Below are 13,063 nucleotides of genomic sequence, written 5' to 3' on the forward strand. Positions count from 1 at the left end.
TTTATCAAAAATAACCAAATTAGTTAAACTGACTAAAATCAGGTTTTCTCTTTTGCAAAAAAGCAGACACGGCTTCAAACATTTCAGGTGATTGCGCACGTTGCATGACCACTTCGGCTTCATCATCAATACATTTTAAAATTTGCTCAAGATTATGCTTCATTAAAGATTTTACTGCTTTTAAAGAAGCTAAAGGTAAAGCCGCCAATTGCTGAGCTTGTTCATCTGCATAAGTATAAGGATTTTCCACAATGGCATTAATAATGCCTGCTCGAAAAGCGGTTTCAGCATCATATTTTTTTGCAGTGAATAAGAGTTCAGCCGCTAGATGATAACCCGCACGTTGTACCAAGAGTTGGCTTGCTGCACCTTCAAGGGATAATCCTAAACTGACAAATGGCATTTGGAAAATAGCTGAATCATCGGCATAGACCAAATCAAAATGTAGAAGCAAAGTATTGGCCACACCAATACACACACCACGTACCGCAGCAATACATGGTTTGGTAAATTGGGCGACCGTTTTCAGTAATATAAATGGTGGTGTATTGCCAGCTTGCCCAGCTTCAGGTAGTTGCGGCAATTGTAAGAAAGACTTCATATCATTGCCAGCACAAAAATCATGCTCATTCCCTTTTAAAAGCAAGATACGCACATCTGGTGATTGATCAGCTTCTATAAAAATTGAACTCAAATTTTGATACAACTCAATATTCAGCGCATTTTTGGCTTCAGGACGGTTGATAGTTACGGTCAGTATGCCATTGCTGAGTTTTATGTCTAAATATGGATAGGGGGTATTTATGCAAGTTAACATCTCAATGTCCTTATTTTAGGTCTTGGCGTTGTATCGTGATGCAAGTTTGTGCTTAGTCCATTAAGCCTGAGTCAATGTCTGTTTATAGTCTGGTAAAACGATTAAAATTTCTTCTTAATAAAATGTATATTTTTGAATATATTCAATTTATATAAAATCATCTTAGCAATTACATTGGCGATAAATGTCATCACGATCTAAACAAAATGCTAATTCAGATTGTGAAAACTAGTATAAATTATCACCTGAACTTGATAACAAAGATGCTTTATTGGAAGTAAAAGGTAAATCAATAAAATACTCAAAAAGTGTCATGTGTTCGGGGTATAAGATGATCAAAAGTTTTGATTAAGAAAAGTTTTTTGCCTTAAAAGATTGCATTCATCGGTTAACACTTATAGATTGTGTAATTAATATACAAAAAACTCATTCTTAATTTGTCGTGAAGATAGGGAAAAGGGATGTCATGGAAGCGATAAAAAATTCACAGCAATTTGAATATTTACCAACACATATTCATTATTTATTGCATTGGGAAAAAACCTCACCAACGAAAACGTACTTAGTTCAACCCTTGCCAAATGGCGAAGTGAAATCTTATACATGGCAAGAAGTTGCGGATCAAGTACGCCGTATGGCAGCCTATATTCAAACTTTAGAACTTGAGAAACCAAGTCAAATTGCCATATTTGGGAAAAATAGTGCGCATTGGATTATGGCGGATTTAGCCATCTGGATGGCAGGTCATATTTCAGTTCCTCTGTATACAACATTGAATGCTGAAGGCACAGAATACGTGCTTGAACATAGTGAATGCAAAATGTTGTTTATTGGGAAATTAGACGGAATTGGTGACAGTTGGAATGCGGTTAAAACTATTATTCCAGCAGGCATGACCTGCGTAAAATTACCATTATCACCTGATTATGATGCGCCGACTTGGGAAAAGATTACAGCGACAACTGAACCGCTTGAAAACCCTGAGCTACCAGATCCGAATCGATTAGCCACAATTATTTATACATCGGGTAGTACAGGACGTCCAAAAGGCGTGATGCAAAGTTTTTCTACATTGCTTGCGCCATCAGGTGAGTTAAGAACCACCTTTGGGGTGACTGAAAAAGAGCGTGCATTGTCTTATTTACCACTTGCACATGTGGCAGAGCGTATTTTTATTGAATCTTCATCTTTAATTGGTGGATTTACCGTTTATTTTGCCAACTCTCTAGAGACTTTTATTGAAGACTTAAATCGTGCTAAACCGACTATTTTCTTCTCGGTTCCACGTTTATGGACCAAGTTTTATTTGGGTATTAACGAAAAAATTTCGCCAAAAGTACAGAAGGTTTTATTCAATCTGCCTGTACTTGGCAAAGTTGTGAAAAAGAAACTCTTGACCAAATTGGGCTTGGATCATGTTCGCTTTGCTTTAACTGGAGCTGCCCCTTTACCTGTAAATATCATCAAATGGTATCGAGACCTAGGCTTAGAACTACTTGAAGTTTATGGTATGACTGAAAATTCTGGATATTCGCACATTACGCAAGAAGGGCAATATAAGAGCGGTTATGTTGGGCATGTACAGAAAAAAGTTGATTGTAAAATTGATGAAAATGGTGAAATTTTAGTGAAAAGTCCGGGCAATATGCTGGGCTATTTTAAAAATCCTGAAAAAACCGCAGAAGATTTAACACCAGATGGTTACCTCAGAACTGGGGATATGGGTGAAATTGATGAAACGGGACGTTTGCGAATTACTGGGCGTGTGAAAGATATTTTCAAAACCGCAAAAGGTAAATACGTCATGCCTGTGCCAATTGAACAGAAAATTGGTAATAATGCCATGATTGAATCTGTGTGCGTGGGTGGAGCAAGTCAGGTTCAACCTGTTGCATTTATCATGCTTGCAGAAGATGTACGTAATAAATTGGCTGAACACCAAAAAACAGATGAAATTGAAGCTGAATTAATCGCATTAAAAAATGAGATTAATGACACACTAGAGTCGCATGAAAAGCTCGGTTATTTTGTGGTGATTCGTGAACTTTGGACCATGGATAATGACCTGCTCACACCAACTATGAAAATCAAACGCAATAAGATTGAAGAACGTTACCAGCCAAAACTTGATGATTGGTATAAACAAAACAAACAAGTGGTTTGGGAATAATAGAGACATCGCTTCAAATCAAAAAAAGCCTCTACATTATGTAGGGGCTTTTTTTTGAGATTATTTACAATTAACTGCTTTTAAATCAATTTTAATTAAAGTGCGTGAAGAGAAGACTACAACCTAGAATACATAGAATAATACCAATCACTTTGTTAACGAACACTTGACTGTCTAACATTTTTTTCCTTAACGCCTTTGAAGAAAAAACTATCGAGACTAGTGCAAACCATACAAAATGAGCAAACCCCATAAATAATCCATAACCAATCAGAATAATGGTGGGTGTTGAAATACTTACAATTTGGGTATATGTACTTATCACAAATAAAGTTGTTTTAGGGTTAAGCGCATTGGTTAGGAAACCATATCGAATGGCTTGATAAACTGAGATTAAATTGAAACTCTTACTTTGTTGTATCGGTTCTTGCGTAAAGGTTTTATAACCAATATAAATCAAATAGATTGCACCAATGAATTTAATTAGGTTTAAGAAATGTGAGGTATATTGAAGAAAAAAGAAGATTGCAATTAACGTATAAATAACATGCAAAAGTACGCCACATGCAATTCCAGCTGCAGTGAAAATACCAATTTTACGACCATATAAATAACTATTTTGAGTCACAATCGCAAAATCAGCACCAGGACTCATAACGGCTAAAATTGTGATGAGGATAACTGCTATGAACTCGCTCATTGGTTCAAAACCTATATTAGCCTTTGTGGGTCTATCATGATGAATCGATTTATGATCAGAATTGATGTTCTAAAATTGGCTTGATTTGAAATCCAATGAATGAAAACACATGGATGCTTTCTAACACTCATCCAACGTTCAAATAAATTATTGCTTTGTAAATACCAAATATATACAAATATCCTTGCGAAATTAATGTGGTATGAGCGTGTATTTTGATGTCTTTTTTGGAATATATTTGAAATGTTTTGATCATTTGTTTCCAGCGTTAAGTTTAGACAAGAATATCTTTTTTTAAATAAATTATATGTGAGTCTATAATGATCAATGATGTCTTTCATGGTATATTTTGCATTAAAGAATTGAGTTCATTTATTTTCAATAGAAATGCAAAAAATGAATATCAATAAATATGACTGTATATCGATGAGTTTTTGGAATGATTGAAAGGATATCGCTAAATTCACTCAAATTTTTTTATTTTGTTGCAAAATGCGGTAGTGTCACTAAAGCTGCTGAATATTTGTTTGTTACTCAAAGTGCAGTAAGTAAGCAGATTTATAACTTAGAAGATGCGCTTAACCTAAAATTGTTTGAAAGAAAAAATAAAAGTTTAATATTAACTGCTCAAGGTCAGATACTATTTGAGTGTACGCAGCGAGTCTTTAATCAATTAGATGACTGCTTGATGGAATTGCAAGTGAATCAGAATAAACCATTTGTCATTTCTTGTGAGCCAACTTTTTCAATGAAATGGCTTATTCCCCGCTTATCCCAATTCAAAGCACAAGGACACAATTTTGACATTGTTTTGCTTACAAGTGGTGGTCAAGTGGATTTTGAAAATCATCAAATTGATCTTGCAATACGACGAAATGATTTTGATTGGGGAGAACATCTATTTAGTGAGAAAATTGCGGATGAATTTATTGTTGCAGTTCAAAATAAACATCAACATAAAATTGAACATTTACTCATTTCAAAATCTAGACCAAATTTATTTCAAAACCTTTATAAGCATTCGGAGTTAAAAAAAATCTTAGTTGAAAGCACCAAAGTGGATTTGGAACATTTTTATTTGTGTTTGGAAGGGTGTATTGCAGGTCTTGGTGCAACAATAATGTCAATTTATATGATTGAAAAAGAACTGCAAAACCATGTACTCAAAAAAATATCACCACTAATACAAGATGGTTCAGCATATTATTTATTGTCCAATACAGCTTTTGAACACGATCAAAGAAAGATCATGTTTTTAGATTGGCTACAACAGCAAATGAAAGAATGTCAGTCAAGATTGTTGATAGAGTCATAACATTCAATTATTAATTGACACCGCTACACAATCAATAATTGAAAAATATCTCTATGCTGTATGATATTAACGCAGTTGCGCTTCATCCAAATTACGCGCACCTTCTAAAATCATTCGAATCATAATCATGGTTTGTTCAGCCACTTCCTTACGTTCTTCATGCGGTAAATTCAACACTTTTGCGCCCATATTGAATACCAATTGTGTAATGGCTTTAGCGACAATATCTGGACGGATCATTTTGCTACGATTTAAACGCTCTAAACGAATCAGATCTTCTTGTAATTCTTGCTGAAAATAGTTCAGTTGCTTTTCAACCGCTTCTTTATACGATGCTGAACCTGTATAGCCTTCACGTAGCAATAAACTCAAATTGCCTTCATCTGCATCCAACTGTTCAATAAAGACTTCAACTGAACTACGAACAATACTGCTTTGGCGAGACGCTTTTAAACGTGCCTGATGCAGAATTTTCCGTAGTGCAATAGCCGAGCGATCGATCAGTTCAATCGCCAGTTCATCTATATCTTTAAAATGGCGATAAAAACTGTTTGGTGCAATACCTGCCTCACGCGCCACTTCACGTAAACTGAGGGAGGCGATACTTTTTTGAGGTCCAATTAAATTCAATGCAGCTTGGAACAGTTCTTCTTTGGTAATGGTTGCTTTACGACCCACTGTACGCACAGTGATAGGTTCCAAAACAGGTACAGCGTCTTGGACGGAAATAGTGGTCGATTCAACAACTTGAGAAGAAGACATAGTTATAAAGCAATTAAAATTATAAATTTATTATACCGATTGTAGCACAATAAGTGAAATGTTAAGAACATCTTCATTATTTTTATATACAAATATATATACATGTGTATAATAATTATATTCCACCTCGTAGTGAGCTAAATATGCAAGCTGTAAAAAATCGAAATTCATCTATAAATTCAATAGTTGAGAGCGTTTTTGATAAAGATGCTGCTAATTTTTGGCTTCAAAAATTCAATCCGCTTTGGTCATTCAATCAAGCCTTGGGCAAGATTATCAATAAAGATCAAACCGCAGTTGATACCGTTAGTCTGACCATTCAAACCAATAAAAAATTTAAATTGGGAGAAGCGGGTCAACATCATCCTGTCATCGTGACCGTTAATGGTCGCTGTTTTGAACGTACATATAGTTTGACCCAGTTAGACGTTGATCATGTGCTTTTGACGGTAAAACGCGTAGATCAAGGCATTGTGAGCAATTGGTTGATTGAAAAAGCACAATTGGGTGATGTCATTGAGTTTGGGCAACCTTATGGTGATATGTTGCTTCCTCAGCCTTCATCGCCATTATTGCTTTTGGCTGCGGGAAGTGGAATTACGCCAATGTACAGCTTAATCAAGGCGGCACTGAAGTCTAATGTTTCTACACCTATTCAGTTGATGTACTGGATGAAACATGAAGCAGATGCTGCGTTTAAAGCTGAATTAGAGATGTTGGCAGAAAAGCATGCCAATCTTAAGGTTCAACTTTTTCATACTCAATCTGAACATCCAGATTCTAGATTAAATGAAAGTTATTTAAATCAAGTTTCAAATCTTGAAAACACGACAGTCTATGCATGTGGACCATCAGGCTTTGTATCTACAGCAGAGCAAGTCTTTAAGTCTGCACAATCATTTAAAAGTGAAGCGTTTAGCTTAAGTCACTTAGCTTCGGATGATGTTGGATTTATTAATGTAACGCTGACTAAATCCCATAAGACCGTTGCGATTCCAAAAGGCCAATCTATTTTGGTGGGTCTGGAACAACAAAATATTCAACCTACCCATGGGTGTCGAATGGGCATTTGCAACAAGTGTGCATGTAATAAAGCTCAAGGTTCAACTAAAAATTTAGTGAATGGTGCAACCAATACTGAACCGGGTCACTTGTTAAAAATTTGTGTGAATTCAGCTCAATCTGATCTAACGATTGACCTATAAGCGAGTACAAAATATGAATATGCCAGTGCAATTACAATATTTTAAAAACCCTAAAAATAAAGAGTTAACACCTGCTCAGTTAGATGAACTTGCACGTGAATTAGATGCCATCAAGCAAGAAGTACTTGATGATTTGGGCGAAAAAGATGAAAAATACATTAAACGTGTATATGCAGCCATTCGCTACAGCTCATTTCTAGGTCGTGCTTGTTTATTTGCAGGTTGGTTCCCACCAGCTTGGATTTTGGGCACAGGACTTTTAGGTTTTGCCAAAATCATGGAAAACATGGAGCTGGGTCATAATGTCATGCATGGTCAGTATGACTGGATGAATGATCCTAAGTTCAAAGGCACAACTTACGAGTGGGATATTGTGGGTACAGCGGACGACTGGCGTCAAACCCATAACTATAAGCATCACACCTATACCAATATTAAAGGTATGGATGATGATATTGGATATGGCGTATTGCGTTTGTTCCCAGAGCAACGCTGGAAAAAAGGGTATTTATTGCAACCTTTATACAGCATTCCATTCTGCTTACTGTTCCAGTGGGGCGTTGCCATTCAAAACCTTGAAATTGGTAAATATTTAAAAGGCAGAATGAGCAAAGATGAGTTTAATGAACGCCTGACACCTATGAAAAAGAAAATGGGTAAACAGTTGTTTAAAGACTATGTCTTTTTCCCACTGATCGCAGGGCCAGCGGCTTTACCTGTGTTTACGGGTAACTTAGTTGCGAATGGTCTACGCAATATTTGGACATTCAGTATTATTTTCTGTGGTCACTTCACCAAAGATGTCGAAGTGTTTCCAAAGTCAGTTTTGGAAAATGAAACACGTGGTCATTGGTATATGCGTCAGATTCGTGGTTCTTCAAACTTAACAGGTTCTGAAGCATTTCATATTTTGACCGGACATTTAAGCCATCAAATTGAACACCATTTGTACCCAGATATTCCTGCACGTCGTTACCGCAAAATGGCGCCAAAAGTAAAAGCGGTATGTGAAAAATATGGCTTGAACTACAACAATGCCAGCTTGTTTAAACAGTATGGTCAAGTCTTGGGTCGTATTGTCAAATTTGCATTCCCATTTAAGAAATAATGCATGTCTAAAATAAAAAACCACTCAATCGAGTGGTTTTTTATTGAATTCGTTATTTACAATAAATGTTTTTTTAATGATTTCTTTAATAAATCAACATAAATCAAAAAGTAATCATTTAATCGTCATTGAATTAACAACGAAAGTCCCTTCTCTTGTGCCATATATGGCTCAGGGAGAAGGTTAGGATGATGGGGTTAAGTTTAAAAAACCTCTCCCAAGCCCTCACTAGCGCTTCATTTTAAAGCAGTGCTTTAAAAATTGCTCAGGAGAGGGAGCTTTGTGATACATTTTAATTGGATAAAAAATGATTGATGAAGAAGTTTAAAGTTAAAGTACTAATTTCAAAACTATTTAAACTGAATAGAACCTGAAGCATTGACTGTAATCTTAGATTCACCAGCAGCCACATTTTGAGAGTCAGCAGCTTCAGCACTGGCAAATTTAGCCACACTCGCTCGCATCATCACAGGTTGAGGGTAAGCATTACTGGTGTTTAAATTTAAGTTCACCAGGTTATAGCCAGACTTATTCCACGCTTGAGTGAGCAGTTGAGCACGTTGCTGAAAATTCTTAGATGCCTCGATGATGAGTTCATTTTCAACTTTTTTACGTTGCTCATCTGAAACGGTAAAGTTAATTGATTGAGTTTGAAAGCTTTGCTGTAGTTCTGCAATGAGCTGGCTCGCTGCTTTAAAGTTTGTACTTTCAAGATTAATTTCAGCGCGACCACGCCATTCTTTTAATTTTTGAGTGTCATCAAGATAAACAGGATAAGTGGTTTGTGAACCAGTTTCGACTTTAACTTGAGGATACTTCTTTGCAATAGCAGTAGCTTGATTCATCAGTTGTGTGATTTGAGCAGCAAGTTCAGCGGGTTGTTTATGATTCTTTTCGATATACAAAACAGCATGCATTTCATCATTTGAGACTTGACGGGTCGCATCGGCTTGAATATTTGCGACGTTATAGTTTAAGTCATTCGGATTTTGCGCAAAGAGCGCAGTACTTAAAGACGTAGACATTAAAAGTGTTGCTATACCTAAATATCGCATGGCTGTTCCTATAACGTTAAAGTTATGATGTTTCGATATGTTCTATCTTAGAGTGTAATTATGGTATTTTTGGGAAGACTCTGTGGTCACATTGTAAATAAATTTAACCAATTCGCCATGTTTTTTTTGATGATTTTTTATTGTAAATCATAAATTTATTGTAAAAATTGTTTATCGGTAATGCTGAACGTCTATTTTTTCGATGAAAGACCTGAAAATAATGTTTTCTTTATTTCGTCACGATGTAAGATGATAATTAAAAAGAATTACATCTCGTTTACGTTTTTTTGATGTAATTAAGCGTTTTTGATACTTAAACTTGTTTATTTTCTACAAAAATTAGGTATCATCCGCCTCTTAGTTTGATGATTAAAAAATTGTCGAGCTAAAACTCTATAAAGCACCGAGTCAAAGGACCGCAAGTCACCCGACTTATTTCTATTAACCCATATCAGAGATGGTAATTCGATATGAGCGTTTCTTCTGTAAACCCTGCCACTAATGCTACTAACGAATACTATTTGACTCGCCAAAGTCAGATGGAATCCAATGTTCGTAGCTATCCACGGAAACTTCCACTTGCGATAGCAAAAGCTTTAGGTTGTTGGGTTACTGATGTTGAAGGTACAGAGTACCTCGATTGTTTAGCTGGGGCAGGAACATTGGCATTAGGCCATAATCATCCTGCGGTCATTCAAAGTATCCAAGACACACTTGCAAGCGGTTTACCGTTGCATACTTTGGATTTAACGACGCCTTTAAAAGATGCATTTACTGAAGCATTACTTGAGCAATTACCAGGTGGTAAGGCTGAGTATTGTTTACAGTTCTGTGGTCCATCTGGTGCAGATGGTACAGAAGCAGCAATTAAATTAGCGAAAACGTACACTGGTCGTAGCTCAGTGATTAGCTTCTCAGGTGGCTATCACGGTATGACTCACGGTTCACTCGCAATGACAGGTAACTTGTCAGCGAAGAATTCTGTGAATGGCTTGATGCCAGGGGTACAATTTATGCCTTATCCGCATGAATACCGTTGCCCATTGGGCATTGGTGGCGAAGCAGGCGTAGATGCTTTGACTTATTACTTCGAAAACTTCATTGAAGATGTCGAAAGTGGTGTAACGAAGCCAGCTGCTGTAATCTTGGAAGCGATCCAAGGTGAAGGCGGTGTGGTAACAGCACCTGCAAAATGGTTAAAGAAAATTCGTGAAGTGACTGAAAAGCACAACATTGTTCTGATTCTTGATGAAGTTCAAGCAGGTTTTGCGCGTTCAGGCAAAATGTTTGCCTTTGAACATGCAGGGATTGAGCCAGATGTTGTGGTAATGTCTAAAGCGGTTGGTGGTAGCTTACCACTTGCAGTCCTTGGGATTAAACGTAAGTTTGATGCTTGGCAGCCAGCAGGTCACACGGGTACTTTCCGTGGTAACCAATTGGCTATGGGTACAGGTCTTGCGACAATCAAAACGATTAAAGAGCAAAACTTGGCTCAAAACGCGCAAGAGCGTGGTGATTTCTTACAAGCTGAATTGAAAAAATTGGCGTCTGAATTCCCATGTATTGGTAACGTGCGTGGCCGTGGTTTGATGATTGGTGTTGAAATCGTTGATGAACGCCAAAAAGCAGATCATATGGGTTCATTGCCAGGTGATTCTCAACTTGCAGCAGCAATTCAGGCAGCATGTTTCAACAACAAATTGTTGTTGGAAAAAGGTGGTCGTAACGGGACTGTGATTCGTTTACTGTGCCCATTGATCATCAATCAAGCTGAATGTGAAGAAGTAATTGTTCGTTTCAAAAAAGCAATTGCTGAAGCTCTTGTTGCGACTCGAGGCGCGTAATCATGGTGGATTTTGCAGAACATCGTAAAGCGTTATTCTGTAATGATGCACAATCCATTGCTGACTATCAGTCAGCGATGGATTCAGCTGTAAAAGCTGTATCTGCATGGTTGCAAAATGACAAAATGTACACAGGCGGTAGCATTAAAGAGCTTCGCTCTGCGATTTCGTTTAATCCTTCAAAAGAAGGTTTAGGTGTACAAAAATCTTTGGATCGTATGGTTGAGCTTTTCCTCAATAAAAGCTTAAAGGTACATCATCCTCATTCTTTAGCGCATTTACACTGCCCAACAATGGTGACCAGCCAAATCGCGGAAGTGTTGATTAACGCAACAAATCAATCAATGGACTCATGGGATCAAAGCCCTGCAGGTTCGTTGATGGAAGTGCAACTCATCGACTGGCTTCGCCAAAAAGTCGGCTATGGTGCAGGTCAAGCAGGTGTATTCACCTCTGGCGGTACACAGTCGAACTTAATGGGTGTTTTGCTTGCGCGTGATGCGTGCATTGCGAAAAATTGGAAAGACGAAAACGGTAATCCGTGGTCTGTTCAGCGTGATGGCGTGCCTAATGAGGCTATGCGTAACGTGAAAGTCATTTGTTCTGAAAATGCACATTTCTCTGTGCAAAAGAACATGGCGATGATGGGTATGGGCTTCCAATCTGTGGTGACTGTTCCTGTGAACAACAATGCACAGATGGATGTAGACGCACTTGAAAAAACCATGGCTCACCTTCAAGCAGAAGGTAAGATTGTGGCTTGTGTGGTGGCAACTGCGGGTACAACAGATGCAGGTGCGATTGATCCACTGAAAGAAATTCGTGAAATCACCAATAAATATGGCGCGTGGATGCATATCGACGCAGCATGGGGTGGTGCACTGATTCTTTCTAACGATTATCGTTCTATGTTAGACGGTATCGAGCTTTCTGACTCAGTCACGCTTGATTTCCATAAGCATTATTTCCAAACGATTTCATGTGGCGCATTCTTGCTGAAAGATGAAGCGAACTATCGCTTTATGCATTATGAAGCTGAGTACTTGAACTCTGCTTATGATGAAGAGCATGGTGTTCCTAACCTTGTATCGAAATCTCTACAAACCACACGTCGTTTTGATGCGCTCAAATTGTGGATGACAGTTGAAGCATTGGGCGAAGAACTTTACGGTTCAATGATCGATCACGGTGTAGGTCTTACTCGTGATGTTGCAGCGTATATCGATGCAACTGACGGTCTAGAAATGTTGGTTGATCCGCAATTTGCTTCTGTATTGTTCCGTGTGATTCCTGAAGGTTATCCTACAGAATTACTCGATACACTGAACCAAAACGTTGCGGACGAATTGTTTGCACGTGGTGAAGCGAATATTGGTGTAACGAAAGTAGGTCAAGTTCAATCATTGAAAATGACGACTTTAAGCCCAGTTGCGACTTTAGACAACGTGAAGAACTTGCTTGCACTTGTGCTTGCAGAGGCTGATCGTATCAAAGGTTCAATTGCTGATGGTACATATACACCTGCGATTGATTAATCATTTGCTTGTGTAAAAAAAAGGCGCTCATTTGAGCGCCTTTTTTATGTCTGGCGAATTTCTATTTCTTATCCTTCAGCAACATAGTGATATAGTTATCGCTATTCACTGTAGCAATATTAGGGTTAAGTTCGTTTCTTTAGATACTTACTTTCGTAATTTAATATGACAATAGGTGGCATGAAGGCTACCGTTAGGCTGTGCTATAGGGATGTAGCATTAGCCTAACAGAAGAATTTTACATACTTTTGTTCTTTCAAAAGTATAAATTTACCTGCGCAATGACAGTTTGATTCTATTGTGATTTGAGGATGTATTTGATCAATGTAACCATTACCTCAATTTGATCTTTAAATTTTAATTCCTATTCGTAGGTGTTATTTACTTTTCAGGGATGTAAAGTAACAAAAATCCTTTATCAGCCTGATGGGATGTTCATGTCCCACAGTCAAACGTGCGGCATTCATGCCGCCCATCATGTGATTTGATCGTAATTAAAAATCTGATGGTTAAAATTGATTTTGCAATTAATTTAATAAAATCAAATGATAT

The 13,063-nt window shown here is 37.5% G+C and carries 10 protein-coding genes; 6 read left to right on the forward strand and 4 right to left on the reverse strand.

Features of this window, described 5'->3' with window-relative positions; translation table 11 throughout:
• Nucleotides 1–19: 19 nt before the first annotated feature.
• Entirely contained in the window at nucleotides 20–817 is a 798-nt protein-coding gene (locus G8E00_RS05935; protein ID WP_166222647.1) for an enoyl-CoA hydratase-related protein, read from the reverse strand.
• A gap of 466 nt (nucleotides 818–1,283) precedes the next feature.
• Here G8E00_RS05935 and G8E00_RS05940 point away from each other — a divergent pair, with 466 nt between their 5' ends.
• Nucleotides 1,284–2,987, forward strand: coding sequence for an AMP-binding protein (locus G8E00_RS05940; protein ID WP_166222649.1), 1,704 nt, complete (start codon nucleotides 1,284–1,286; stop codon nucleotides 2,985–2,987).
• Nucleotides 2,988–3,078: 91 nt separating this feature from the next.
• Here G8E00_RS05940 and G8E00_RS05945 read toward each other — a convergent pair whose 3' ends face one another.
• A complete protein-coding gene (locus tag G8E00_RS05945; protein ID WP_166011515.1) occupies nucleotides 3,079–3,687 on the reverse strand; it encodes a LysE family translocator in 609 nt (202 codons plus the stop codon).
• A gap of 439 nt (nucleotides 3,688–4,126) precedes the next feature.
• On the opposite strand from G8E00_RS05945, the gene G8E00_RS05950 reads away from it, so the two are divergent.
• Nucleotides 4,127–5,002 carry a LysR family transcriptional regulator gene (locus G8E00_RS05950; RefSeq protein WP_166011513.1) on the forward strand — a complete coding sequence of 292 codons (876 nt, stop codon included), beginning with the start codon at nucleotides 4,127–4,129 and terminating at the stop codon, nucleotides 5,000–5,002.
• A 66-nt stretch (nucleotides 5,003–5,068) separates the two neighbouring features.
• Here the strand turns inward: G8E00_RS05950 and fabR are convergent, their stop codons facing one another.
• Complete coding sequence (gene fabR / locus G8E00_RS05955; RefSeq protein ID WP_166011512.1) at nucleotides 5,069–5,764, reverse strand: HTH-type transcriptional repressor FabR; 696 nt, start codon at nucleotides 5,762–5,764, stop codon at nucleotides 5,069–5,071.
• Between the two features lie 143 nt (nucleotides 5,765–5,907).
• Here fabR and G8E00_RS05960 point away from each other — a divergent pair, with 143 nt between their 5' ends.
• Both G8E00_RS05960 and G8E00_RS05965 read left to right on the forward strand, forming a co-directional pair.
• Nucleotides 5,908–6,969, forward strand: coding sequence for a ferredoxin reductase (locus tag G8E00_RS05960; RefSeq protein WP_166222651.1), 1,062 nt, complete (start codon nucleotides 5,908–5,910; stop codon nucleotides 6,967–6,969).
• 13 nt (nucleotides 6,970–6,982) lie between these two features.
• Entirely contained in the window at nucleotides 6,983–8,077 is a 1,095-nt protein-coding gene (locus G8E00_RS05965) for a fatty acid desaturase family protein (RefSeq protein WP_166222653.1), read from the forward strand.
• A 350-nt stretch (nucleotides 8,078–8,427) separates the two neighbouring features.
• Here G8E00_RS05965 and G8E00_RS05970 read toward each other — a convergent pair whose 3' ends face one another.
• The gene (locus G8E00_RS05970) at nucleotides 8,428–9,132 is read right to left on the reverse strand and encodes an SIMPL domain-containing protein (protein ID WP_166222656.1); all 705 of its coding nucleotides are present in this window, start codon (nucleotides 9,130–9,132) and stop codon (nucleotides 8,428–8,430) included.
• A 470-nt stretch (nucleotides 9,133–9,602) separates the two neighbouring features.
• Between G8E00_RS05970 and G8E00_RS05975 the strand changes: the two genes are divergently transcribed.
• Nucleotides 9,603–10,976 (forward strand): diaminobutyrate--2-oxoglutarate transaminase, encoded by a 1,374-nt coding sequence (locus tag G8E00_RS05975; RefSeq protein ID WP_166011504.1) that lies wholly within the window; start codon nucleotides 9,603–9,605, stop codon nucleotides 10,974–10,976.
• 2 nt (nucleotides 10,977–10,978) lie between these two features.
• Nucleotides 10,979–12,511 (forward strand): pyridoxal phosphate-dependent decarboxylase family protein, encoded by a 1,533-nt coding sequence (locus G8E00_RS05980; protein ID WP_166222658.1) that lies wholly within the window; start codon nucleotides 10,979–10,981, stop codon nucleotides 12,509–12,511.
• Nucleotides 12,512–13,063 lie beyond the last annotated feature (552 nt).

The organism is Acinetobacter shaoyimingii (assembly GCF_011578045.1).
In the GTDB taxonomy this organism is placed as follows: domain Bacteria; phylum Pseudomonadota; class Gammaproteobacteria; order Pseudomonadales; family Moraxellaceae; genus Acinetobacter; species Acinetobacter shaoyimingii.

Bases quoted from the DNA above. Each gene is read 5' to 3' on its own strand.
- G8E00_RS05970 (WP_166222656.1), bottom strand. From the start codon at position 9,132: ATGCGATATTTAGGTATAGCAACACTTTTAATGTCTACGTCTTTAAGT.
- G8E00_RS05965 (WP_166222653.1), top strand. From the start codon at position 6,983: ATGAATATGCCAGTGCAATTACAATATTTTAAAAACCCTAAAAATAAA.
- G8E00_RS05940 (WP_166222649.1), top strand. From the start codon at position 1,284: ATGGAAGCGATAAAAAATTCACAGCAATTTGAATATTTACCAACACAT.
- G8E00_RS05960 (WP_166222651.1), top strand. From the start codon at position 5,908: ATGCAAGCTGTAAAAAATCGAAATTCATCTATAAATTCAATAGTTGAG.
- G8E00_RS05945 (WP_166011515.1), bottom strand. From the start codon at position 3,687: ATGAGCGAGTTCATAGCAGTTATCCTCATCACAATTTTAGCCGTTATG.
- G8E00_RS05975 (WP_166011504.1), top strand. From the start codon at position 9,603: ATGAGCGTTTCTTCTGTAAACCCTGCCACTAATGCTACTAACGAATAC.
- G8E00_RS05935 (WP_166222647.1), bottom strand. From the start codon at position 817: ATGTTAACTTGCATAAATACCCCCTATCCATATTTAGACATAAAACTC.
- G8E00_RS05950 (WP_166011513.1), top strand. From the start codon at position 4,127: ATGATTGAAAGGATATCGCTAAATTCACTCAAATTTTTTTATTTTGTT.
- fabR (WP_166011512.1), bottom strand. From the start codon at position 5,764: ATGTCTTCTTCTCAAGTTGTTGAATCGACCACTATTTCCGTCCAAGAC.
- G8E00_RS05980 (WP_166222658.1), top strand. From the start codon at position 10,979: ATGGTGGATTTTGCAGAACATCGTAAAGCGTTATTCTGTAATGATGCA.